Source organism: Actinomadura vinacea, from assembly GCF_039532545.1.
GTDB lineage: Bacteria > Actinomycetota > Actinomycetes > Streptosporangiales > Streptosporangiaceae > Spirillospora > Spirillospora vinacea.
In genome coordinates, this window is the sequence record NZ_BAAARW010000038.1 from 161,199 (window position 1) to 184,239 (window position 23,041).

Here is a 23,041-nt window from a genome sequence, read left to right on the forward strand (position 1 = left end):
CCCCGGAGGCATCAGCACGGAACTGGGGAGACTAGGCTGCATCGACGGAGCGGACCGCCGGGTGGCCAGGCCGCACGGGCAGCCGAGCCACCACAATTGAGCGGTCATTGTCTGTCGATCCGTTAAGGACGCCCTCGTGGACCTGTTCGAACACCAGGCGAAGGAACTCTTCGCCGAGTACGGGGTACCGGTGCCCACCGGCAAGGTCGCCCATACTCCCCAGGAAGCCCGGGCCATCGCGGAAGAGCTGTTCACCGCGGGAAGCTCGAAGGTCGTCGTCAAGGCCCAGGTCCTCACCGGGGGCCGGGGCAAGGCCGGCGGCGTGAAGCTGGCCGACGACGCCGCCGAGGCCGAGGCCCTCGCCGGCCAGATCCTCGGCATGGACATCAAGGGCCACACGGTCCACAAGGTGCTGATCGAGCAGGGCAGCGCGATCGCGGAGGAGTACTACTTCTCCTTCCTGCTCGACCGCGCCAACCGCACCTTCCTGTCGATCTGCTCCGCCGAGGGCGGCATGGAGATCGAGGAGGTCGCCGAGACCAACCCCGACGCCGTCGCCAAGGTGGCCGTCTCCGGGCTGGACGGCGTCGACCGCGCCAAGGCCCGCGCGATCGCCGAGGCCGGCCGGCTGCCGGAGCAGGCGCGCGAAGGCGCCGCCGAGCTGATCGAGCGGCTGTGGGCGGTGTTCTCCGACGAGGACGCCACCCTGGTCGAGGTCAACCCCCTCATCCTCACCGCCGACGGGCGCGTCATGGCGCTGGACGGCAAGGTCACCCTCGACGACAACGCCGCGTTCCGGCAGGAGTCGCACGAGGCCCTCGAGGACAAGGCCGCCGCCGACCCCCTGGAGGCGCGGGCCAAGGAGAAGGACCTCAACTACGTCAAGCTCGACGGCAGCGTCGGGATCATCGGCAACGGCGCGGGCCTGGTCATGTCCACCCTGGACGTGGTCGCCTACGCGGGCGAGGAGTTCGGCGGGCAGAAGCCGGCCAACTTCCTCGACATCGGCGGCGGCGCGTCCGCCGAGGTGATGGCCAACGGCCTGGAGATCGTCCTGTCGGACGCCGACGTCAAGTCGGTGTTCGTCAACGTCTTCGGCGGCATCACCGCCTGCGACGCGGTCGCCAACGGCATCGTGAGCGCGTACAAGCTGCTGGACGAGCGCGGCGAGAGCGTCGACCGGAAGCTGGTGGTCCGGCTCGACGGCAACAACGCCGAGCTCGGCCGCAAGATCCTGTCCGACGCGGCGCTGCCCGGCGTCGAGCAGGTCGACACCATGGACGACGCGGCCAAGCGTGCCGCCGAACTCGCTGCGGCAGGTGCATGACAATGGCCATCTGGCTGACCGAGAACAGCAAGATCATCGTGCAGGGCATGACCGGCTCGGAGGGTATGAAGCACTCCCGCCGCATGCTCGCCTCCGGCGCCGCGGTCGTCGGCGGCGTCAACGCCCGCAAGGCCGGGCAGAGCGTCGACTTCGACGGCACCACCCTCCCGGTGTTCGGCACCGTCGCCGAGGCGATGGAGCGCACCGGCGCCGACGTGTCGGTGGTGTTCGTCCCGCCGAAGTTCACCAAGGACGCCGTGGTCGAGGCCGTCGACGCGGAGATCCCGCTCTGCGTCGTGATCACCGAGGGCATCCCGGTGCACGACACCGCCTACTTCTGGGCCTACGCCGAGCGCAAGGGCGGCAAGACCCGCATCATCGGCCCCAACTGCCCCGGCATCGCCTCCCCGGGCGCCTCCAACGCCGGCATCATCCCCGCCGACATCACCACCCCCGGCCGGATCGGGCTGGTGTCCAAGTCCGGCACGCTGACGTACCAGATGATGTACGAGCTGCGCGACATCGGCTTCTCCACCTGCGTCGGCATCGGCGGCGACCCGGTCATCGGCACCACCCACATCGACGCCCTGAAGGCGTTCCAGGACGACCCCGGCACCGACGCGATCGTGATGATCGGTGAGATCGGCGGCGACGCCGAGGAGCGCGCCGCGGCCTACATCGAGGAGCACGTCACCAAGCCGGTCGTCGGCTACGTGGCCGGGTTCACCGCCCCCGAGGGCAAGACGATGGGCCACGCGGGCGCCATCGTCTCCGGATCGGCCGGCACCGCCCAGGCCAAGAAGGAGGCGCTGGAGAAGGTCGGCGTCCGGGTCGGCAAGACCCCGAGCGAGACGGCCCGCCTGATGCGCGACATCATGAAGAACCTCTGACCTGAGCTCAGAGTCCGAAAAGACGCCCGAGCCGTTCGTCCGGCGGCCCGGGCGTCTTTCGTTTCCTGTCGGACGGGGCTGGCATGCTCGGCCCCTGTGGATAGACAAGACTTCTGGCACCTCATCGACCAGGCCCGCGAGGGCGCCCCCGACGACCGTGCCATCGCCGAGCGGGCCACCGCGCTGCTCGCGGTGCGGCCGCGCGAGGACATCCTCGCCTTCCAGCAGCTCTTCTGGGACCTGATGTCCGAGTCGTACCGCGAGCCGCTCTGGGGCGCCGCCTACACGATCAACGGCGGCTGCTCCGACGACGGGTTCGACTACTTCCGCGGCTGGCTGATCGGCCAGGGGCGCGCGACGTTCGAGAGCGCGGTCGCCGACCCCGACTCGCTCGCCGGGAACCCCGTCGTCCAGGAGGCCGCCAAGGACTTCATGGAGCTCGACAACGAGTCCATGCTGGGCATCGCCTACGGCGCCTACCGGACGGCCCAGGGCGAGGAGATGCCGCACGACGCGTACACGATCAAGCACTCCGATCCCGGCCCCGGCTGGGATTTCGACGACCGTGAGGAGACAAGGCGCCACCTTCCCCGCCTAACCGCGCTCTACGACGTCCACTACGCCCGCTGATCACCGACGACAAAGACGACACGCCGGACGGGCGGGCCGCCGGGGCGCGGCCGGGGTGCCAGCATGGAACGCGTGAACGACGCTAGCCCTGGACAGCGGGGGAGATCGGAGCCGGCGAGGGCGGCCGCGGCCCGCTCCTCTGAGGACGACGGCGGCGACCGGGGAGACCGGGGCGGCGGAGCGCCGCGCCCGCTGTACGTCACCGGTCTGGTCGGCGCGCTGTGGTGCATCGGCATCGGGCTCGCCGTGCTCACCACGATCACGCTGCTCGGCTGGATCGCCGCGCCCCGCACCGCCCTCGGCCCAGGGCTGCCCGGGGTGTTCCGCACCGCGGTCAACCTGTGGCTGGTGTCCCATCACGCCGGGTTCTCGGTCCCCCAGGGCCGCGTGGGGCTGCTGCCCCTCGGCCTGATCGTCCTGCCCGGGGCCCTGCTCTACCGCAGCGGCGGCTGGATGATCCGGGCCGCCGGGGTGCCCGGCCGTCCCCGGATCGGCGTGGTGCACGTCGCGGTCGCGCTGGCCGCGCCCTACGCCGCCCTGGCCGGGCTGCTCGCGCTGGCCGCCACCTCGCCCGCCGTCCGCCCGTCCGCGTGGCAGGCGCTGGTCGCCGCGTTCGTCGTCGCGCTGGGCGCGGGAGCGCTCGGCGCCGCCCGCGCCCTGGTCGCCGCGCGCGGCCGGCGGGTCCGCTCCGGCCTGGGCGCCCTGCTGCGGCTGCTGCCCGAACGCCCCCGCTCGCTGGTGATCGGCGTCGCCGGGGCCACCGCCGTCCTGCTCGGCTCGGGCGCGGTACTGGTCGGTGCCTCTCTGGCGCTGCACATCCCGCAGGCCACGGAGCTGTACGACGCGCTCGCCCCCGGCGCCGTCGGAGGGCTCCTGCTCCTGCTGCTGCAGCTGGCCTTCCTGCCGAACGGGGTCATCTGGGGCATGGCGTACGCGATCGGCCCCGGCTTCTCGGTCGGCGCCGGCACCGGGGTCTCGCCCTCCGGCATCTTCATCGACGTCGTCCCGCTGTTCCCGCCGCTGGCCGCGCTGCCCGAGCCTGGCCCGGCCCCGCTGGTCTCACTGGTCGCGCTGGCCGGCCCGTTCCTCGCGGGGGCCGTGGGCGGCGTGCTGACCGTCCGCGCCCTGCCGAGCCCCCTGTACGAGGCCGCGCCGCTCTGGGGCTTCACCTCCGGCGCCCTGACCGGGGCCGTCGCGGCCGGGCTGAGCGCCCTGGCGGGCGGCCCGCTGGGCGGCGGACGGCTGGCGACCATGGGCCCGTCGCCGTGGCAGGTCGGCCTGCTGGCGGCCCTGGAGGTCGGCATCTCCGCCGCCATCGCGGCCTGGCTGGCCAACTGGCGGGCGCTCCGCCGCGCCGAGGCGGCGGGCGACGAGGAGGAGCGGCCACGGTCGCGGACCCGCAAGGAGCGCGCCCCCAGGCGGCGGGCCGCCGAGAAGCGGGAGCGGCGGCGCGAGGAGAGGACCACCTCCCAGCCCGCGCCGGCGGCGGAGCCCGCCGGACCGTCCCGGCCCGAGCCCATCCTCGCCGCGCCCGTCCCGGGCCCCGAGCCCGTCCAGCGGCCTGCGGCGCCCGCGCGCAAGCCCGCGCCGTTCGACGACGGCGCGCTGGAGTTCGAGGAGGCCGAGCCCGTCCTCGGGCCGCGCAAGCACGCCAAGGCTCCCAGGCGCCCCGCCGAGCCCGTACCGGCGGACGGGCCCGAAGAGCCCGCCCACGACACGCGCTGGGCCGCCGAGGAGGAAGAACCCGTCGCCGACGAGCCCGAACCCGCTCCGCGCAAGGTCCCCGCGCCCCGCGAGGACGTCGAGCGCATCGAGACCCGAGGCGGCGCCATCTACGTCCTCAGGGACGACCCCGAAGATGACTGACCGGCGACCGGAACGGAGCGCCAGCGGAGTGGAGGGCGTCGGTCAGTCTGCTTTTGCCGGGGGGCTGGGGGGTCGTCCCCCCGAAATTGACTGACCGGCGACCGGAACGGAGCGCCAGCGGAGTGGAGGGCGTCGGTCAGTCTGCTTTTGCCGGGGGGCTGGGGGGTCGTCCCCCCGAAATTGACTGACCGGCGCCCCGCTCAGAACATGTCGCCGTAGCGGGACATGCTGCCCTCCGGCAGGTTCAGCTTCTTCTCGATCTCGGAGAAGTAGCGGTCGCGGCAGTGGGTCTCGTCGGTCTTGGTGTTGGCCGAGCCCAGGCACTCCTGGTAGCCGCTCAGCTGCGGCCACAGCAGCGCCGTCACCGCGAGCCAGAAGCTCGCCATCGCCAGCCCGACCGCGCCCAGCACGATCCCGCCGATCGCGCCCGGCGCCGCGGTCTTCTCCCGTACGGCCTGCTTGCGCGCCTTGATCCCCACCACCAGCGCGGCGATGCCCAGCACCAGCCCCACCGGGAAGAAGAAGGGGGTCAGGACCAGCGCGCCGCCGCCGAGCCACAGTGCGCGCCGCCCCGCGCGACCGGCGTCGCCGCCCTGCCCCGCGGGCCCGCCGGTGGCGGGGGCGGTGTCCCGGCCGATCCCGCCGTCGCCGTGGTCCGGCTGCTCACTCAACGTTCCGTCCTCCTGATGCCGACCTCTGGTGCGGATGCCGCCGCGTCGAACAGGGCCGATAGTCTTTACACGGCCCGGTCACGCCGCCGTGCCCGGACCGTGCCCGGTCCGCCCATCGTCGGCCCGCCGCGGGTCCGACGTCCACCAGCACCGTCCACCAAGGAGTCATGGTGTCCGCCCGGCTCGTCGTCCTCGTCTCCGGCGCGGGGACCAACCTACAGGCGCTGCTCGACGCGTGCGCGGATCCAGCCTACGGTGCCGAAGTGGTTGCCGTGGGTGCCGACCGCGACGGCACCGGCGGGGTGGCCCGCGCCGAACGCGCCGGACTGCCCGCCTTCACCGTCCGGATCCCCGACTTCGCCGACCGCGCCGCGTGGGACGTCGCGCTCACCGAGGCGATCGCCGCGCACGAGCCCGATCTGGTGGTCTCCGCCGGATTCATGAAGATCCTCGGCCCGGTGTTCCTGGCCCGGTTCGGCGGCCGCACCATCAACACCCATCCCGCGCTGCTGCCGTCCTTCGCGGGCGCGCACGCGGTGCGGGACGCCCTGGCGTACGGGGTCAAGCTCACGGGCTGTACGGTGCACTTCGTCGACGAAGGCGTGGACACCGGACCCGTCATCGCCCAGGAGGCCGTGCCCGTTCGCTGGCACGACGACGAAGACTCCCTGCACGAGCGCATCAAGCAGGTGGAGCGCCGGCTCATGGTCGAGGTCGTGGGGCGCCTGGCCCGCGACGGCTGGACCGCCGAGGGCCGGCGGGTCTCCATGAAGTGCAGGACCTGCAACACGTCCGCAGACGATGAGGGGAGCACGGCCGGTGAGCCGACTGGCGATTAGGCGCGCGCTGATCAGCGTTTACGACAAGACCGGGCTGGAGGAGCTGGCCCGGGGCCTGCACGAGGCCGGTGTGGAGATCGTCTCCACCGGTTCCACGGCGGGCCGGATCGCCGCCGCCGGGATCCCGGTGATGAAGGTGGAGAAGCTCACCGGGTTCCCCGAGTGCCTGGACGGCCGGGTCAAGACCCTGCACCCCAAGGTGCACGCCGGGCTGCTGGCCGACCGGCGCAAGGACGACCACCTCCAGCAGCTCGACGACCTCGGCGTCGAGCCGTTCGATCTGGCGGTGGTGAACCTCTACCCGTTCTCCGAGACGGTCGCCTCCGGTGCCGGGCCCGACGAGTGCGTCGAGCAGATCGACATCGGCGGGCCCACCATGGTGCGCGCCGCCGCCAAGAACCACGCCAGCGTGTCGGTCGTCGTCGACCCCGCCTCCTACCCGGCGGTGCTCGCGGCCGTCCAGGCGGGGGGCTTCACCCTGGACGAGCGGCGCCGGCTCGCGGCCCGCGCGTTCGCGCACACCGCCGCCTACGACGTCGCCGTGGCCTCCTGGTTCGCCGACGGGTACGCCCCCGACGAGGTCGCCGCCGAGGCGGCGTGGCCCGACTTCCTGGGCTCGGTCTGGGAGCGGTCGGCCGTCCTGCGGTACGGGGAGAACCCGCACCAGCGCGCCGCGCTCTACGGCGACGACACCGGCGGGCTGGCGGGCGCCGAGCAGCTGCACGGCAAGGAGATGTCCTACAACAACTACGTGGACGCCGACGCGGCCCGCCGCGCCGCCTACGACTTCGCCGACCCGGCCGTCGCGATCATCAAGCACGCCAACCCGTGCGGCATCGCGATCGGCGCCGACGTGGCCGAGGCGCACCGCAAGGCGCACGCCTGCGACCCGGTGTCGGCCTACGGCGGCGTGATCGCGGTGAACCGCTCGGTGACCGCGGCGATGGCCGAGCAGGTCGCCGACATCTTCACCGAGGTGATCGTGGCGCCCGGCTTCGAGGACGCGGCGCTGGAGATCCTCACCCGCAAGAAGAACATCCGGCTGCTGCGCTGCCCGGAGGGGCCGGCGAACCCGGTGGAGTTCCGCCGCATCGACGGCGGCGTGCTGCTGCAGACGGTCGACCGGGTGGACGAGGCGGGCGACGACCCGTCCGGCTGGGAGCTCAAGACCGGCACGCCCGCCGACGAGGCCACGCTGCGCGATCTGGCGTTCGCGTGGAAGGCGTGCCGCTCGGTGAAGTCGAACGCGATCCTGCTGGCCGCCGACGGCGCCACGGTCGGCGTCGGCATGGGCCAGGTGAACCGGGTCGACTCCGCCCGGCTGGCGGTCTCGCGGGCCGGGGACGAGCGGGCCGCCGCCGCGGTCGGCGCGTCCGACGCCTTCTTCCCGTTCCCGGACGGGCTGGAGGTGCTGACCAGGGCGGGGGTGCGGGCGATCGTCGAACCGGGCGGCTCGATCCGCGACGACGATGTGATCGCCGCCGCGGAGAAGGCCGGGATCACCCTGTACTTCACCGGCGTCCGGCACTTCTTCCACTGATCCTCCGCCGATCCTCTCGGGTCCGGCGCGTTCCGGCGCACCGGACCCGAGGGTGATTTGGCCGATCATGGGCGTTTTTACCTTTTATGGTTGGTAGCCTCGGCCGGGTCGCGCACCCCCTCCGCCCAGCCTCGGCGCGACCCTCGCTGATGGAGCCCGTGCATGGACGTCCTTTTGACCCTGCTGCTGTCGAGCGTGACGCGGACCGCCTCGCTGCTCGCCGAATCCCGCCACGTGATCGGCATCGCCGCCGCCCTGTGCGCCGCCCTCCTGGCCGCCCACCTCGGCTGGCACGGAACCGACCGCCTGCTGTCCTGGCGCGAACGCCCTGACGAGGACTAGAAGAGACGTCGGTAGACTGGCCGGGACGTGACTGGCGCGATCAAGGTGGACTCGACCACCGGGGAGCGAAGCAGTCCGGACACCGCGCGCCTGGGTGGCCGGCACCGAGCCGGGACCGGGCACCCCCGCCCGGACGAGGCTCCCGGCCAGATCAGCGCGGAGGTACGGATGACGGCACAGATCCTGGACGGCAAGGCCACCGCGGCGGAGATCCGCGCCGATCTCAAGGTGCGGGTCGAGGCGCTGCGCGAGCGCGGCGTGACCGTCGGCCTGGGCACCGTCCTGGTCGGCGACGACCCGGGCAGCACCGCCTACGTCAACATGAAGCACCGCGACTGCGCCGAGGTCGGCATCGAGAGCATCCGCCGCGACCTGCCCGCCGGCGCCACCCAGGACGACGTGGAACGGGCGGTCGCCGAACTGAACGACGACCCCGCCTGCACCGGCTACCTCGTCCAGCTGCCGCTCCCCAAGGGCCTGGACGAGCAGCGCGTGCTCGAACGCATCGACCCGCTCAAGGACGCCGACGGACTGCACCCGATCAGCCTCGGGCGGCTCGTCCTGATGCAGCCCGCGCCGCTGCCGTGCACCCCCAAGGGCATCGTCGCCCTGCTGCGCCGCTTCGAGGTCCCGGTCCGCGGCGCCGAGATCACGGTGATCGGCCGCGGCGTGACCGTCGGCCGCCCGCTCGGGCTGCTCCTCACCCGGCGCAGCGAGAACGCCACCGTGACGCTCTGCCACACCGGCACCCGCGACCTGGCCGCGCACACCCGCGCCGCCGACATCATCGTGGCCGCCGCCGGCGTCCCCGGCCTGATCACCGCGGACATGGTCAAGCCCGGAGCCGCCGTCCTGGACGTCGGCGTCTCCCGCGTCGACGGCAAGCTCGCCGGGGACGTCGCCGCCGACGTCCACGACGTGGCCGGCTGGGTCGCGCCCAACCCGGGCGGCGTCGGCCCCATGACCCGCGCGATGCTGCTGTCCAACGTCGTCGAGGCCGCCGAGGCCGCCTGACACCCGTACGGGGCCGCCGGCCGGCGGCCCCGTACGGGTGGCGTGGCGATCGCCCCTGGCACAGCGCTACCCGGGACGGGGCGATCGCACGATCACTTCATCAGCTCGCCCGGCGCCCCGCCGCGGCCGCCTGGCGGCTCGCCGCGGTGACATGGCCCGGGGCGTGCGGCCCCGGGCGGCGGACTTCCGGGCCTCTGCTCCGACCCGCGTCGATCGGACGGTTCTGCTGCGGCACGTGCACCGGCGGCAGTGGGCGGACCAGGCCCATCGCGATGACCTCGTTGGCGAGCCGGGTGCGCCGGTTGGCGCCCTCGGGGATGCGGAACTTCTGGTAGAGCCGCAGCAGGTGCTGCTTGACGGCCGCCTCGGTGACGACCAGGTCGGCGGCGATCTCCCGCGCGGTGGCGGGTGCGACGAACGCCTCGTCCGACAGCGCCGGCCGGCACAGCGAGGTCAGCACGTCGACCTCGCGTCGGGTGAGCTCCGGAGCCACGGCGCGCCGCAACTCGACGTCGGGATCGACCTCCTCACGGGGGATGCCCCCCATCCGGCAGCGCGCCGTGCCGAAGCTGACGACGTCGCCGTCCTCCAGGACCCGGCGGGCGATCGGGCGGCCATTGACACGTGTCCCGTTGCGGGACAGTCCCATGTCGACGACGTAGACGTACGGGCCGCGACGAACGATCTCTGCGTGCAAACGGGACACACTCGGGTCGTCGAGGCGGATGTCCACTCCCCGCCCTCGGCCGACCGTCGTGACGTCGGGGCGCAGCGGCACCACCAGCCCGCTGTCCTCGATCCGCATGAACGGCCCCTCCACGGCAGTCCTCCCAGCTAGTTAGCGACCCCTGTCTGGCGGGTTACCCGGCCGCGTACCCGTCACACCCTCCTACTGGCCGGTAGGACCGATGCCACAAGGCATGTGGCGTCCATCGGGACGCTCTGGGCCTCATCCGTCACGGTTTCGGCGTGAAGAGGTTGCGGCGGAAGACGTAAAGGTGAGAGAAATCTCCCGTCAAGGCGGCCCCTTCCCGGGCAGATGTGAGGGGGCGCCACGGGAGGGGCCGGAACCGGCTACGGTCGGTCCCATGAGCACCGAGTTGCGCCGGCGGCGGCGCAGGCCGCCCAAGGGGCGCGGCGCCGGGCCGCACTGGCTGGGCCAGCTGCCCTACCTGATCGTCCTGTGCGGCGTGGCGGCCGGGCTCGTGCTGTGCTTCTTCCACTACTTCCGCAAGGGCTCGGTGCTGATCGCCGCGGCGCTGCTGTTCGGCGCCCTGGCCCGGCTGCTCCTCCCGGAGGCCCAGCTCGGCATGCTGGCGGTCCGGAGCCGCTCGATCGACTGCTGGACGCTGGTGTTCCTCGGCGAGGCGGTCGCGTTCGTGGCGCTGAGCGTCCCGCCCATGAACAAGACGGGGCTGGCCGTCGCCGCGGCGTTCGGAATGCTGATCGCCGTGGTGTTCGTCGTGCGCGGAGCGCGGTTCCTCCTGGCGAACCGGGGGAGTCCGCGCGGCGGTCCGGGGGACGCGCCCCCCGGGGTCAAGCCAGGGTAGAGGCCAGGTCTAGACCTCCCGGCGCTCTCGGATAGCCTTCGCAGTTGAGCCTTACAAGGACTGCTGGCCGGTGTAGGAAAGGGACAGCAACAGCATGCCCAAGATCAAAGTAGCGGGCCCCGTCGTCGAGCTCGACGGCGACGAGATGACCCGGATCATCTGGAAATTCATCAAGGACCAGTTGATCCTGCCGTACCTCGATGTCGACCTGAAGTACTACGACCTCGGGATGGAGCATCGGGACGCCACCGACGACCAGGTGACGATCGACGCCGCCAACGCCATCAAGCAGCACGGCGTCGGCGTCAAGTGCGCGACGATCACCCCGGACGAGGCACGCGTTGAGGAGTTCGGCCTCAAGAAGATGTGGCGTTCCCCCAATGGAACGATCCGCAACATCCTCGGCGGCGTGGTGTTCCGCGAGCCGATCGTGGCCTCCAACATCCCCCGGCTGGTGCCCGGCTGGACCAAGCCGATCATCATCGGCCGCCACGCGCACGGCGACCAGTACCGCGCCACCGACTTCGTCGTCCCGGGCCCGGGCACGGTGACCATCACCTACACGCCCGACGAGGGCAGCGGTGAGCCGATGGAGTTCGAGGTCGCCCGCTTCCCCGGCGGCGGCGTCGCGCTGGGCATGTACAACTTCGACGAGTCGATCCGCGACTTCGCCCGGACCACCATGCGGTACGCGCTCGACCGCGAGATGCCGCTGTACATGTCGACGAAGAACACGATCCTCAAGGCCTACGACGGCCGGTTCAAGGACCTCTTCCAGGAGATCTTCGACACCGAGTTCAAGGCCGACTTCGAGGCCAAGGGCCTGACCTACGAGCACCGCCTCATCGACGACATGGTCGCCGCCGCGCTCAAGTGGGACGGCGGCTTCGTCTGGGCCGCCAAGAACTACGACGGCGACGTGCAGTCCGACACCCTCGCCCAGGGCTTCGGCTCGCTCGGCCTGATGACCTCCGTGCTGATGACCCCGGACGGCAAGACCGTCGAGGCCGAGGCCGCGCACGGCACGGTGACCCGCCACTACCGGCAGCACCAGCAGGGCAAGCCGACCTCCACCAACCCGATCGCGTCCATCTTCGCCTGGACCCGGGGCCTGGAGCACCGCGGCAAGCTCGACAACACCCCCGCTGTGACGGATTTCGCTCGCAAGCTCGAGCAGGTCTGCGTCGAGACGGTCGAGGGCGGCCAGATGACCAAGGATCTGGCCCTGCTCGTCGGCCCTGAGACCGAGTGGCTGACCACGCAGGGGTTCCTGGAGGCCCTCGACACCAACCTCCAGAAGAAGATCAACGGCTGATCTTCCCGACTCCGGCACGAGCGGAGAGCACATGCGTGCGAAGGCCGTCCCGGTGATCCCGGGGCGGCCTTCGGTGTGTTCGGGACGGGGTCCGGGGAGGTGCGCCATGCCGGGTGGTGCACCTGGGCGTACCGGCGGGCGCGGTGCGCGATAGCCTGGCGGAGAAATATCTCGACGGCGAGAGAATCCCGCGTGGGGCCCCTCTCGGGCGGTCGGGTTCGAGAACGAAGGATGGCCGCCTGAGCCCGTCCGGTCACAGGAGAAGAAGAGGCAATGAGCCGTACCCCAGTCACCGTCACCGTCACCGGCGCCGCCGGCCAGATCGGCTACGCGCTGCTCTTCCGTATCGCGTCCGGCCAGCTGCTGGGCGCCGACACCCCGGTACGCCTGCGCCTGCTGGAGATTCCGCAGGCGGTCAAGGCCGCCGAGGGCACCGCCATGGAGTTGGACGACTGCGCCTTCCCGCTGCTGGCGGGGGTCGACATCTTCGACGACGCCGCCAAGGCGTTCGAGGGCGCCAACGTCGCGCTGCTGGTCGGTGCCCGGCCCCGGACCAAGGGGATGGAGCGCGGTGACCTGCTGGAGGCCAACGGCGGCATCTTCAAGCCGCAGGGCGAGGCGATCAACGCCGGTGCCGCCGACGACATCAAGGTCCTGGTGGTGGGCAACCCGGCCAACACCAACGCGCTGATCGCGCAGCAGCACGCCCCGGACGTCCCGGCCGTGCGGTTCACCGCGATGACCCGGCTCGACCACAACCGGGCGCTGGCGCAGCTGTCGAAGAAGGCGGGCGTGTCGGTCTCCGAGATCAGGAAGCTGACGATCTGGGGCAACCACTCCGCCACCCAGTACCCGGACGTGTTCCACGCCGAGATCGCCGGGAAGAACGCCGCCGAGACGGTCAACGACCAGGCGTGGCTGGAGAACGACTTCATCCCGACGGTGGCCAAGCGGGGCGCGGCGATCATCGAGGCGCGCGGCGCGTCGTCGGCCGCGTCCGCCGCCTCGGCCGCGATCGACCACGTGCACACCTGGGTGAACGGCACCGCGGACGGCGACTGGACGTCCATGGCGGTGGTGTCGGACGGTTCGTACGGGGTGCCGGAGGGGCTGATCTCCTCGTTCCCGGTGACGACCCGGAACGGCGAGTGGGAGATCGTCCAGGGGCTGGAGATCGACGACTTCTCGCGGGCGCGGATCGACGCCTCGGTCAACGAGCTGTCCGAGGAGCGCGACGCGGTTCGCAAGCTGGGCCTCATCTGACGTCCGCTCCCTGACGAGCCCCGGACCGCGCGGTCCGGGGCTCGCGGCATCTGGGGGCAAATCGGTGCGTGACCGTCGCCGGTCGCTACTAGGCTGACTGGCCGGTTCGCAACCGCCGTCCGCGCGCGGGCGCGGCGACACGGGGGCGGGTGAAGGGACGGCAGGGTGGAACAGGCGTTTCAGGTAGATCTTCGCGGTGTGGTGGACCTGCTCAGCAGGCATCTTTACTCCAGCCCGCGGGTCTACCTGCGGGAGTTGCTGCAGAACGCGGTGGACGCGATCACCGCGGCGGACGGCGTGCCCGGGACGGTGCGGATCGAGACCCTCGGTGGCGGCGGGCTGCGCGTCCACGATGACGGGATCGGCCTCACCGAGGAGGAGGTGCACCGGCTGCTGGCCACCATCGGCCGCTCGTCCAAGCGGGACGAGCTGGGTTTCGCCCGGCACGACTTCCTCGGCCAGTTCGGGATCGGGCTGCTGTCGGGGTTCCTGGTGGCGGACGAGATCGAGGTGGTGACCCGGTCGGCGCGCGCGGACGCCCCGGAGGCGGCGGTCCGCTGGACGGGGTACGCCGATGGCCGCTACCGGGTGGAGCCGGGGGAGCGGGAGGCGCCCGGGACGACGGTCACGCTGCGCCCGCGTCCCGGTTCGGCGGAGTTGCTGGACCCGGAGATCGTGGCGGAGCTGGCGCGGACGTACGGGTCGCTGCTGCCGGTCGAGCTGACCGTGGACGGTGCGCCGGTCACGGGGGAGGGCCCGCCGTGGCGGGCGGCGCACGCCGATCCGGCGCGCCGCCGCCGCGCCCTGGACGCCTACTGCCGTGATCTGTTCGGGTTCGAGCCGTTCGACGTGATCGATCTGGACGTCCCGGAGGCGGGGCTGACGGGTGTGGCGTTCGTGCTGCCGCAGCCGGTGTCGCCGACCGCGCGCGGCGCGCACCGGGTGTATTTGAAGCGGATGCTGCTGGCCGAGAACGTCGAGGGTCTGCTGCCGGAGTGGGCGTTCTTCGTGCGGTGCGTGGTGGACGCGGGTGAGCTGCGTCCGACCGCGAGCCGGGAGGCGCTGTACGAGGACGAGCTGCTGGAGTCGGCCCGGCAGGCGCTGGGGGAGCGGCTGCGGCAGTGGCTGGTGCGGTTGTCGGAGACCGATCCGGCCCGGCTGCGCGGGTTCCTGCGGTTGCATCAGCTGGGCGTGAAGGCGATGGCGCTGCACGACGACGACATGCTGCGGATCGTGCACCGGTGGCTGGAGTTCGAGACCTCGGCCGGGCCGATGACGCTGGCGGAGTTCCGGCGGCGGCATTCCGATGCCCGGTTTGTGACGAGCGTGGAGGAGTTCCGGCGGCTGTCGGCGGTGGCGGGCGCGCAGGGCGTCGGGCTGGTCAACGGCGGTTACGTGCACGACACCGAGATCATCGAACGGCTGGCGGCGATCGATCCGGACGCGGCGCTGCGCCCGCTGGATCCGGCGGAGCTGACCACGCATTTCGGGGTGCTGGATCCGGCGGCGGAGCTTGCGCTGCGGCCGTTCCTGGCGGCGGCGCAGCGGGCGGTCGAGCGGCTGGGCTGCGAGGTGGTGATCCGCGACTTCGATCCGGCGTCGCTGCCCGCGCTGTACTTGACCAGCCGTGCCGCGCAGCATCGGGCGGAGCTGACCGAGGCCCGGGAGATGGCCGACGATCTGTGGTCGGACGTGCTGGGCGCGCTGAACGGCGCGGTGGCGGCGGACCGTCCGCAGCTGGTGCTCAACCACCGCAACCCGCTGGCCCGGAGGGCGACGGCGTTGACCGAGGAAGGGCTGATCGAGTTGGCGGTGCAGGGTTTGTACGGGCAGGCGTTGCTGTACGGGCAGCATCCGCTGCGTCCAGCCGACACGGCGGCGTTGAACCGCTCGTTCCTGGGATTGCTGGAATGGGCCATGCACGGCGACTCTTCAGGGGAGGGCAAGTGAGCCTTGAGCAGGTCCAGGAGCTGATGGAGCGGGCGTACTCCCTGCCCTACGGCGAGGCGCGGACGGTGGTGACGGAGGAGGCGCTGCGCCGCGCGGAGGAGACCGGCGATCCGGGGTTGGCGTTCCAGGTCCGGATGGAGCTGGGCAGCGCGTACCAGTTCGGCGGTGAGCCGATCAAGACGTTCACCACGTTCAGCCGGTGCCTGTCGGAGTACGACGCCGATCCGGCGGGGCTGGGCGAGATGGCCGAGCACCGGCTGCTGTGGCAGTTCAAGTGGATCGTGCATTCGCTGACGCTGTTCCCTGAGGTTCCGTTGGACCAGACCCGGTCGGTGCTGGACGACATGGACCGCCGCTACAAAATGGGCGGCAAGAGCCTCCAGGCGGTGTACGGCAGGCGTGCGCGGGTGGCGCAGCATCTCGGCAACGGAGAGGCCGCCGAGCGCTGGTTCGCGATGTGGCACACCACGCCGTCCGACGAGCTGTCGGACTGCGCGGGCTGCGATCCGACCGGCAAGGCCGAGCTGCTCGCCTGGCGGGACCGGGACGACGAGGCCCTCGCCGTGGCCGAGCCGGTGCTGAGCGAGCAGCTGAACTGCGCCGAGCAGCCGCAGTCGATCCTGACGACGCTGCTGCCGGTGTTCGTGCGGGCGGGCCGGCTTGAGGAGGCCCGCAACGCGCATCTGCGGGCATACCGGCTGATCCGGTCGCGGCTGAACGAGCTGGGCTACATCGGCGAGCACGTGGAGTTCTGCGCGCGGACGGGCAACGAGGCGCGCGGGCTGGAGATCGTCCAGCGGCATCTGGGGTGGCTGGACAAGGCGCCGAGCCCGTACGCCGACATGCGGTTCTCCGCGTCGGCGGCGCTGCTGCTGCGGCGGGTGGAGGAGGCCGGGCACGGCGAGTTGACGATCTCCCGTCCGGCGGCCGAGGGCGAGGCGGCGGAGGTCGCCGTCGGTGAGCTGCGGGTGGAGCTGGCGCGGCGTGCGGAGGAGCTGGCGGCCCGGTTCGACGCCCGCAACGGCAGCGAGTACCAGAGCGGTCTGATCCGGGAGCTGCTGGACGCCGAGCCGATGGTCGACCAGCTGCCACTGTCGCGGTACGACCGCCGTCCCGCGGCGGCGGTGCCCGCGGCCGTCCCGGAGGCGCCGGCCGCAGAGCCCGACTACGCGGAGCTCGATGATCTCGACGCGCTGCTGGGCGTCGGCGACGAGGAGTGGTCGGCCGGCCGGCTGGAGCGCGCGATCCCGGCGTGGCGGCGCTACGACGAGCTGGCGGCGGCCGCCGAGCCGACCGTCCTGCAGCGGGCGCGGCGCCTCGACGGGCGCGGTGCGGAGCTGATCGCGGCGGACGACGTCGAGGCGGCGACGGCCGAGTGGGAGCGGGCCGCCGAGCTGTTCGCCGAGGCGGACGATCTGGTGTCGCGGCATGCCGTGCTCGGCCGGATCGGAGCCGTCCGGGCCGGTCAGGGCCGGTTCGAGGAGGGGAAGCCGCTGCTGGAGGCGGCCGTCGCCTACCTGGACGAGCACGCCGCGGGCACCAGGCGGCTGTTCGTCGCGAGGATGCGGCTGGCCGCCCTTCTGCTGAACGCGGGCCGGCCCGATGACGCGCTGGCGGCGTTGGAGCCGCTCACCCCGGAGACGCGGGGCGACGCGGGCGATCTGGGGCTGGTCCGTGCCAACGCGCTGATCGGCAAGGGCGACGCCGAGGCGGCGATCCCGGTTCTGCGCGACGCCCTTGAGGCGCTTCAGGAGAACAACGACCCGTCGCAGCTGGCGGAGGCGTCGCTGCTGCTGGCCAAGCTGCTGGTGCACCAGAGCCATCAGGACGCCGAGGTCCTGGACGAGGCGATGACGGTCTTCGACGAGGCCGTCTCGCACGCCCGGTCCGCCGGCCCGTGGATGACCGCGGCCGCGCATGCCGAGCGCGGGAGCGCGCTGCTGGGGCTGGACCGTCCGGCGGACGCGGTCCCCGACGCGGAGGAGGCCGTCGCCGGGTTCACCGCCGCCGGAGCCGCGCCGCAGGCGGCCTACGCGCGCCTCGACCTCGCCAACGCCTACTACGCGACCGGACGGTACCTGGAGGCCGCCGAGACCGCCGAGGAGGCGCTGCCGCAGCTGGCCGCGTTCGACGACGCGCAGGCGTACCGGCGGATCCGGCTGGTGCTGGCGCACGCGCAGTGGGAACTGGGCGAGGAGCAGGCGGCCGAGCTGTTCATCGAGCTGGCGGCGGAGGAGCGGGAGACCGATCCGGCGTCGGCGGGCCGGCTGGTGGAGCTGGCGGGCGAGGTGCTGACCCGCCTGGACAAGGACGCCCTGGCCGCCGAGCGGTTCGTGGAGTCCGCCGAGATCTTCGCCGCCGCCGGGGACCCGTACGGCGTCGTCCGCACCCGCAGGCAGGCCGGGCTGTGCCTGCTGTGGAGCGGCCGTCCGCAGGAGGGCCTGGCGGAGATGGAGCGAGCCCGGGGCGCCCTAGCCGAGCTGCCCGCCGACAACCCGGCGGCGCGCACGTGGGAGGCGTCGCGGGTGTCGTACGACGAGTCCCGGGTGTTGGCCGAGCTGGGGCGTTTCGACGACGCGCTCGGACGGGTCGGCGAGGCGGTCGCGGGCTTCACCGAGCTGGAGGAGAAGGACGCCGCGGAGACCGCGACCCGCCTCCGCACCGACATCGAGGCCGCCATAGAGCAGTCCGGCTCCTAGGGCCTTAGGCGGGCCTCAGGTGCCGCGCGAGCGCGCTGCCTGGCCGGTGAGGCAAAGCCGAAGGCGAGCCTCACCGGCCAGATCGCGAAGCGATGTCGCGCTCGCCCCAAGCACGGTCAGGGTACGAGCCGCCAGGCGAGTGCCCTGGGCCGGGGTTGAATTAACACAGCCCGCCAGGCGAGTGCCCTGGGCCGGGATTTAATTAACACAGCGTCGCGCCCCGGGTGAGGGGACGGCGTCGAGGAAGTCGGGCTCGGTGAGGCCGCGTTCCCGGTAGGCGGCGACGATCGCGTCCTGGACCGCGCCGGCGCGGTCGGCCGCCGCCAGCACGATCACCGAGCCGCCGAACCCGCCGCCGACCATCCGCCCGCCCCGGGCCCCGGCCCGCAGCGCCGCCTCGACCGTGAGGTCGGCCTCCGGCCAGGAGATCTCGTACTGGTCGCGCAGGGACAGGTGGGAGGCCGTCAGCAGCGCGCCCAGCTCCGTCTCCGCGCCGGCCCGCAGCAGCCCGACCACCGCCTCCACCCGGTGGTTCTCGGTCACCACGTGCTGGACGCGGCGGCGCAGCACCGGATCGGGCAGCCGGTCCAGCGCGGCGGCGAGATCGGTCACATCGCGCAGCGCCGGGACGTCCAGCAGCGCCGCGGCCCGCTCGCATTCGGCGCGCCGCCGCCCGTAGTCGCCGTCGGTCAGCGTGTGCCGGGCGTTGGTGTTGACCACCAGCAGCGTCAGGTCCTTGCCGGGCAGGTCGAGGGGGACCTGCGCGGACAGCCCGCTGCGGCAGTCGAGCATCAGCGCGTGCCCGGCGGTGCACAGCAGGGACGCCGACTGGTCCATGATCCCGCAGGGCATGCCGACGTACTCGTTCTCGGCCCGCTGCGCCACCCGGGCCAGTCCGGCCCGGTCGGCGTCGATCCCGTACAGCTCGCACAGCGCCAGCGCGGTCGCGCACTCCAGCGCCGCCGACGACGACAGGCCCGCGCCCTGCGGAAGGTCGGAGTCGAACAGGAGAGAGGCGCCGCCCGTGCCGAGCTCGCGCAAGAGCGCCGCGACGCCGAAGGGGTAGGCCGCCCAGCGCCGCGGCTCCGTCCAGCCGTCGATCGTCTTGGGCCCGGCGCCGTCGAGGGCGACGGAGACGCCGGCATCGGCGACTTGGAGGGACCGCATCTCCAGGACGCCGTCGTCGCGTCGTGCCGCCGCGACCGTGACCCCGCGGGCCAGCGCGAACGGCAGTACGAAACCGTCGTTGTAGTCGGTGTGCTCGCCGATCAGGTTGATCCGCCCGGGCGCGTGCCACACGCCCTCGGGCGCCCGCCGGTAGGCCTCGGTGAACGCCGCCGCCAGGGACGTGGCGTCCATCAGCGGGACTGCCGGACGAACGTCCAGGCGTCCTCGACCATGGCGCGCAGGTCGCGCTCGGGCTTCCAGCCCAGCGCGGACTTGATCTTCTCCGCGGACGCGACCAGCACCGCCGGGTCGCCGGCGCGGCGCGGGCTCACCTCGGCCGGGATCGGATGCCCGGTCACCGTGCGGCATACCTCGATCACATCGCGTACCGAGAAGCCGCTGCCGTTGCCCAGGTTGAAGATCTGGTGGACGCCCGGCTCGCACGCCTCCAGCGCCAGCAGGTGCGCCGCGCCCAGGTCGACGACGTGGATGTAGTCGCGTACGCAGGTGCCGTCGGCCGTCGGGTAGTCCTCGCCGAACAGGCTGACCGACTCCCGCTCGCCCAGCGCGACCTTCAGCACGTTGGGGATCAGGTGGGTCTCCACCGTGTGCCGCTCGCCCTGGGACGGGCCGCCGTCCGCGGCGAGCCTGGCGCCGGCGACGTTGAAGTAGCGCAGCGAGACGCCGCCGATCCCGAACATCCGCGCGTACTCGGCGAGCGCGGTGTCGATCGCCAGCTTGGACGCGCCGTAGGGGTTGGTCGGCCGGGTCGGGTCGGTCTCCAGGATCGGCGTGGACTCCGGCTCCCCGTACGTCGCCGCCGTCGAGGAGAACACGATCCTCGAAACGCCCTCCGCCCGCATCGCCTCCAGCAGCGCCAGCGACTCGCCGAGGTTCTTGTCCCAGTACAGGCCCGGCTTCTGCACCGACTCGCCGACCAGGGACTTGGCCGCGAAGTGCAGCACCGCGTCGAAGCCGCCCTCGCCCAGGACCGCGGCCGCCTCGTCCCGCAGCGTGCCGCGCACCAGCCGGGCGCCGTCCGGGACCGCGTCCTCGTGCCCGGTGGACAGGTCGTCCAGCACCACCACCTCGTGCCCCGCGTCCAGGAGCTGGGCGGAGACGACGCTGCCGATGTAACCGGCGCCTCCGGTGACGAGCAGCTTCACGAAAAGACCTCCCGGTCGGTTGGGCGTAGGACGCCGCCCAGGCTATCGGCAACACCGGCCGGACAGGCCCCAACCGGTAGCCTGGCAGGCGTCGCCGCCCCTCGGCTGGCAGGAACGCCCGGAGGAAGCCGACACCGGCCATGGACGATCGCACCCGGCGCCGCGCCGCCGCGCCCGCGCGGGCGCTGGCGGGCCTGCTGGCCCGTGCCGCCGGCCTGGTCGCGCGCGCCGCCGGAGCCGATCCCGGCGCGCTCCGCGAGGAGATCACCGCCGAGCGGGTGCGCGCCCTGGTCGCGGCCAACACCCACCTCACCGCCGACGAGCGGGCGCTGATCGAGGAGGTCTTCGCCGCCGGGAAGCGCCCGCTGCGCGAGGTGCTGGTGCCGCGCACCGAGGTGGAGTTCCTGGACGCGGCGCTGCCGCTCGCGGCCGCCGCGCGGATCGCCGCCGCCGGCCCGCACTCCCGGTTCCCGGTGTGCCGCGACTCCCACGACGAGGTGATCGGATTCGTGCACATCCGCGACCTGCTCGTCCAGGACCCGGCCGATCAGGCCGTGCCGGTGGCGGAGCTGGTGCGGCCGGTGCTCTACCTGCCCGCGTCCCAGCGGGTGCTGCCCGTGCTGTCGGAGATGCGCCGGGGCGGCCACCACCTGGCCATCGTCATGGACGAGTACGGAGGCACTGCCGGAATCGTCACCCTGGAGGACCTGGTCGAGGAACTCATCGGCGACATCCGCGACGAATATGATGTCCAGGACGCGCAAGCGCAACGTCTGCACGGTGGGGTGGTAGAGGTCGACGGTCTGCTCAACCTCGACGACTTCGCCGCCGAGACCGGCGTCCGCCTGCCCGCCGGCCCCTACGAGACGGTCGCCGGGCATGTCATGGCCGCGCTCGGCCGGATCCCCGCCGCCGGGGACGCCGTCGACGCCCCGGGATGCCGGCTGGCGGTCGTCCGCATGGAGGGCCGCCGGGTCGCCCGCGTGCGCGTGGTGCCGCAGCGGCCACGGCCGGTGGCCGGTGCCGGTCCGAACGCCGCCGGGGCCGGCGCCGTCCCAACCGCTGACGGCGTTTCCGGGGCGGCCGTCCCGGAAGGTGCCCCCACCAGTGACATCGCCTCGACCGAGGCCTGAGAGAATCGATCCGTGACCATGTCCGAAGCGCCCAGCCCGGCCGGCACCGCGACCCCGCGCGTGCTCTCCGGCATCCAGCCGACCGCCGACTCCTTCCACCTCGGCAACTACCTGGGCGCGCTGCGGCAGTGGGTCGCCCTTCAGGACTCCCACCAGGCGTTCTACTGCGTGGTCGACCTGCACGCGATCACCGTGGAGCACGACCCGGAGACGCTGCGCCGCCGTACCCGGGTCGCGGTCGCCCAGCTGCTGGCGATGGGCCTGGACCCCGAGCGCGCCACCGTGTTCGTGCAGAGCCAGGTCCCCGAGCACGCCGAGCTGGCCTGGATCCTGGGCTGCATCACCGGGTTCGGCGAGGCCGGGCGGATGACCCAGTTCAAGGACAAGTCGTCCAAGCAGGGCACGAGCGGCACCACGGTCGGGCTGTTCACCTACCCGATCCTGCAGGCCGCCGACATCCTGCTCTACAGCCCCGAGCCGGGCCCCGGCGAGCGGGTCCTCCAGGTGCCGGTCGGCGAGGACCAGCGCCAGCACCTGGAGCTGACCCGCACGCTGGCGCAGCGGTTCAACCACCGCTTCGGCGAGACCTTCGTGCCGCCCGGGGCCTACATCCCCGAGACCGCGGCGAAGATCACCGACCTGCAGGAGCCGACCGCCAAGATGAGCAAGTCGGCCTCCTCCCCGCAGGGCATCATCGACGTGCTGGAGGAGCCCGGCCCGATGCGCAAGAAGATCATGCGCGCGGTCACCGACACGGGCACCGAGGTGCGCTTCGACGAGGAGAACAAGGCGGGCATCGCCAACCTGCTGCGGATCTTCTCCGCGCTGGAGGGCGTCCCGATCGAGGATCTGGAGCGCCGGTACGAGGGCGCCGGGTACGGCCGGTTCAAGAAGGAGCTCGCCGCGCTGGTGGTCGACACCTTCACCCCGATCCGCGAGCGGACGCTGAAGCTGCTGGACGATCAGGAGCAGCTGGACCGCGTCCTGGCCGAGGGCGCCGACCGCGCGGGCGCGGTGGCCAGGGGCACCATGGAGGTCGTGCGTGATCGGGTTGGATTCGCGGGACGTGGCCTCTGACCGCGGCGGAGAGCCCGCGCGCGTGATCGGGGTCGCGATCCCGATCCCGGACCCGTACGGTCCCCAGCTGCAGCGCATGCGGGCCGCCCTCGGCGATCCGATGGCGCACGCGATCCCGACCCACATCACGCTGCTGCCGCCCACCGAGGTGCGCGGCGGCCCGGCGGCGGTGGCCGAGATCGAGGACCACCTGAGTTCGGTCGCGGCCACCGAACGGCCGTTCGGGATCAGGCTGCGCGGCACCGCCACGTTCCGGCCCGTCTCCCCGGTGGTGTTCATCGCGCTCGCCGAGGGCATCGGCGACTGCGAGCGGCTGCAGAGCCGGGTGCTGGCCGGGCCGCCTGGGCGCGAGCTGGAGTTCCCGTACCACCCGCACGTGACGGTCGCGCACCACCTGCCCGAGGAGGTCATGGACAGGGCCTACAAGGACCTCGCGGGCTACGAGGCGGCGTTCGAGGTGCGCGGGTTCTCGCTGTACGAGCATGGCGCGGACGGCGTGTGGCGGCCCCGGCGGCACTTCGGGTTCGCCGCCGTCCCGCCGTCCGCGCCCCCGGCGGGCGCCGCCCCCGCCGCCGGCTGATCCCCGCGCCGCGGGTGATGGG

The 23,041-nt window shown here is 72.6% G+C and carries 20 protein-coding genes and 1 riboswitch; of the genes, 16 read left to right on the forward strand and 4 right to left on the reverse strand.

What is annotated here, in order from left to right:
* Positions 1-136: 136 nt before the first annotated feature.
* From sucC to ABD340_RS40575, 4 genes are all read left to right on the forward strand, one after another.
* Complete coding sequence (gene sucC, locus ABD340_RS40560) at positions 137-1,327, forward strand: ADP-forming succinate--CoA ligase subunit beta (protein WP_344596586.1); 1,191 nt, start codon at positions 137-139, stop codon at positions 1,325-1,327.
* A gap of 2 nt (positions 1,328-1,329) precedes the next feature.
* Complete coding sequence (gene sucD / locus ABD340_RS40565) at positions 1,330-2,217, forward strand: succinate--CoA ligase subunit alpha (RefSeq protein ID WP_344596587.1); 888 nt, start codon at positions 1,330-1,332, stop codon at positions 2,215-2,217.
* Positions 2,218-2,313: 96 nt separating this feature from the next.
* Positions 2,314-2,847 carry a DUF4240 domain-containing protein gene (locus tag ABD340_RS40570; RefSeq protein ID WP_344596589.1) on the forward strand — a complete coding sequence of 178 codons (534 nt, stop codon included), beginning with the start codon at positions 2,314-2,316 and terminating at the stop codon, positions 2,845-2,847.
* Positions 2,848-2,919: 72 nt separating this feature from the next.
* A complete protein-coding gene (locus tag ABD340_RS40575) occupies positions 2,920-4,713 on the forward strand; it encodes a cell division protein PerM (RefSeq protein ID WP_344596590.1) in 1,794 nt (597 codons plus the stop codon).
* Between the two features lie 200 nt (positions 4,714-4,913).
* Here the strand turns inward: ABD340_RS40575 and ABD340_RS40580 are convergent, their stop codons facing one another.
* Positions 4,914-5,384, reverse strand: coding sequence for a DUF4190 domain-containing protein (locus ABD340_RS40580; RefSeq protein WP_344596591.1), 471 nt, complete (start codon positions 5,382-5,384; stop codon positions 4,914-4,916).
* Between the two features lie 167 nt (positions 5,385-5,551).
* Between ABD340_RS40580 and purN the strand changes: the two genes are divergently transcribed.
* The 4 genes from purN to ABD340_RS40600 all read left to right on the forward strand — a co-directional run bounded on the left by purN (position 5,552) and on the right by ABD340_RS40600 (position 9,119).
* Complete coding sequence (purN, locus tag ABD340_RS40585) at positions 5,552-6,223, forward strand: phosphoribosylglycinamide formyltransferase (RefSeq protein WP_344596593.1); 672 nt, start codon at positions 5,552-5,554, stop codon at positions 6,221-6,223.
* The gene (purH, locus tag ABD340_RS40590) at positions 6,204-7,763 is read left to right on the forward strand and encodes a bifunctional phosphoribosylaminoimidazolecarboxamide formyltransferase/IMP cyclohydrolase (protein ID WP_344596594.1); all 1,560 of its coding nucleotides are present in this window, start codon (positions 6,204-6,206) and stop codon (positions 7,761-7,763) included. The genes purN and purH overlap by 20 nt, the downstream gene beginning before the upstream one ends.
* Before the next feature lie 162 nt (positions 7,764-7,925).
* The gene (locus ABD340_RS40595) at positions 7,926-8,105 is read left to right on the forward strand and encodes a hypothetical protein (protein ID WP_344596596.1); all 180 of its coding nucleotides are present in this window, start codon (positions 7,926-7,928) and stop codon (positions 8,103-8,105) included.
* A gap of 17 nt (positions 8,106-8,122) precedes the next feature.
* A riboswitch (ZMP/ZTP riboswitch) is annotated at positions 8,123-8,208 on the forward strand.
* A gap of 65 nt (positions 8,209-8,273) precedes the next feature.
* Positions 8,274-9,119 (forward strand): bifunctional methylenetetrahydrofolate dehydrogenase/methenyltetrahydrofolate cyclohydrolase, encoded by an 846-nt coding sequence (locus ABD340_RS40600; protein WP_344596597.1) that lies wholly within the window; start codon positions 8,274-8,276, stop codon positions 9,117-9,119.
* A gap of 100 nt (positions 9,120-9,219) precedes the next feature.
* On the opposite strand, the gene ABD340_RS40605 is transcribed toward ABD340_RS40600, so the two are convergent.
* Positions 9,220-9,939, reverse strand: a complete 720-nt coding sequence (locus ABD340_RS40605) for an FHA domain-containing protein (RefSeq protein WP_344596599.1) — start codon at positions 9,937-9,939, stop codon at positions 9,220-9,222.
* A gap of 268 nt (positions 9,940-10,207) precedes the next feature.
* Between ABD340_RS40605 and ABD340_RS40610 the strand changes: the two genes are divergently transcribed.
* From ABD340_RS40610 to ABD340_RS40630, 5 genes are all read left to right on the forward strand, one after another.
* Positions 10,208-10,669, forward strand: coding sequence for a DUF3017 domain-containing protein (locus ABD340_RS40610; protein WP_344596601.1), 462 nt, complete (start codon positions 10,208-10,210; stop codon positions 10,667-10,669).
* A gap of 94 nt (positions 10,670-10,763) precedes the next feature.
* The gene (locus ABD340_RS40615; RefSeq protein WP_344596602.1) at positions 10,764-11,984 is read left to right on the forward strand and encodes an NADP-dependent isocitrate dehydrogenase; all 1,221 of its coding nucleotides are present in this window, start codon (positions 10,764-10,766) and stop codon (positions 11,982-11,984) included.
* Positions 11,985-12,257: 273 nt separating this feature from the next.
* Positions 12,258-13,247 carry a malate dehydrogenase gene (locus ABD340_RS40620; protein WP_344596603.1) on the forward strand — a complete coding sequence of 330 codons (990 nt, stop codon included), beginning with the start codon at positions 12,258-12,260 and terminating at the stop codon, positions 13,245-13,247.
* A gap of 165 nt (positions 13,248-13,412) precedes the next feature.
* Positions 13,413-15,197 carry an HSP90 family protein gene (locus ABD340_RS40625; protein WP_344596604.1) on the forward strand — a complete coding sequence of 595 codons (1,785 nt, stop codon included), beginning with the start codon at positions 13,413-13,415 and terminating at the stop codon, positions 15,195-15,197.
* Entirely contained in the window at positions 15,194-17,896 is a 2,703-nt protein-coding gene (locus ABD340_RS40630) for a hypothetical protein (RefSeq protein WP_344596605.1), read from the forward strand. Before ABD340_RS40625 ends, ABD340_RS40630 begins: the two co-directional genes overlap by 4 nt.
* 198 nt (positions 17,897-18,094) lie before the next feature.
* On the opposite strand, the gene galK is transcribed toward ABD340_RS40630, so the two are convergent.
* A complete protein-coding gene (galK, locus tag ABD340_RS40635; RefSeq protein ID WP_344596607.1) occupies positions 18,095-19,255 on the reverse strand; it encodes a galactokinase in 1,161 nt (386 codons plus the stop codon).
* The gene (gene galE / locus ABD340_RS40640; protein ID WP_344596609.1) at positions 19,255-20,229 is read right to left on the reverse strand and encodes a UDP-glucose 4-epimerase GalE; all 975 of its coding nucleotides are present in this window, start codon (positions 20,227-20,229) and stop codon (positions 19,255-19,257) included. Before galE ends, galK begins: the two co-directional genes overlap by 1 nt.
* A gap of 140 nt (positions 20,230-20,369) precedes the next feature.
* On the opposite strand from galE, the gene ABD340_RS40645 reads away from it, so the two are divergent.
* Genes ABD340_RS40645 through ABD340_RS40655 form a run of 3 tightly spaced genes read left to right on the forward strand, consistent with a single transcriptional unit; the run spans position 20,370 to position 23,019 of the window.
* The gene (locus tag ABD340_RS40645; RefSeq protein WP_344596610.1) at positions 20,370-21,362 is read left to right on the forward strand and encodes a hemolysin family protein; all 993 of its coding nucleotides are present in this window, start codon (positions 20,370-20,372) and stop codon (positions 21,360-21,362) included.
* A gap of 18 nt (positions 21,363-21,380) precedes the next feature.
* The gene (gene trpS / locus ABD340_RS40650) at positions 21,381-22,439 is read left to right on the forward strand and encodes a tryptophan--tRNA ligase (RefSeq protein WP_344596796.1); all 1,059 of its coding nucleotides are present in this window, start codon (positions 21,381-21,383) and stop codon (positions 22,437-22,439) included.
* Positions 22,405-23,019 carry a 2'-5' RNA ligase family protein gene (locus tag ABD340_RS40655; RefSeq protein WP_344596612.1) on the forward strand — a complete coding sequence of 205 codons (615 nt, stop codon included), beginning with the start codon at positions 22,405-22,407 and terminating at the stop codon, positions 23,017-23,019. The genes trpS and ABD340_RS40655 overlap by 35 nt, the downstream gene beginning before the upstream one ends.
* Positions 23,020-23,041 lie beyond the last annotated feature (22 nt).

Excerpts from the sequence above, each read along its gene's own strand:
- sucD (WP_344596587.1), top strand. The coding sequence starts at position 1,330 with ATGGCCATCTGGCTGACCGAGAACAGCAAGATCATCGTGCAGGGCATG.
- purN (WP_344596593.1), top strand. The coding sequence starts at position 5,552 with ATGGTGTCCGCCCGGCTCGTCGTCCTCGTCTCCGGCGCGGGGACCAAC.
- ABD340_RS40595 (WP_344596596.1), top strand. The coding sequence starts at position 7,926 with ATGGACGTCCTTTTGACCCTGCTGCTGTCGAGCGTGACGCGGACCGCC.
- ABD340_RS40600 (WP_344596597.1), top strand. The coding sequence starts at position 8,274 with ATGACGGCACAGATCCTGGACGGCAAGGCCACCGCGGCGGAGATCCGC.
- ABD340_RS40610 (WP_344596601.1), top strand. The coding sequence starts at position 10,208 with ATGAGCACCGAGTTGCGCCGGCGGCGGCGCAGGCCGCCCAAGGGGCGC.
- ABD340_RS40615 (WP_344596602.1), top strand. The coding sequence starts at position 10,764 with ATGCCCAAGATCAAAGTAGCGGGCCCCGTCGTCGAGCTCGACGGCGAC.
- ABD340_RS40620 (WP_344596603.1), top strand. The coding sequence starts at position 12,258 with ATGAGCCGTACCCCAGTCACCGTCACCGTCACCGGCGCCGCCGGCCAG.
- galK (WP_344596607.1), bottom strand. The coding sequence starts at position 19,255 with ATGGACGCCACGTCCCTGGCGGCGGCGTTCACCGAGGCCTACCGGCGG.
- ABD340_RS40645 (WP_344596610.1), top strand. The coding sequence starts at position 20,370 with ATGGACGATCGCACCCGGCGCCGCGCCGCCGCGCCCGCGCGGGCGCTG.
- trpS (WP_344596796.1), top strand. The coding sequence starts at position 21,381 with ATGTCCGAAGCGCCCAGCCCGGCCGGCACCGCGACCCCGCGCGTGCTC.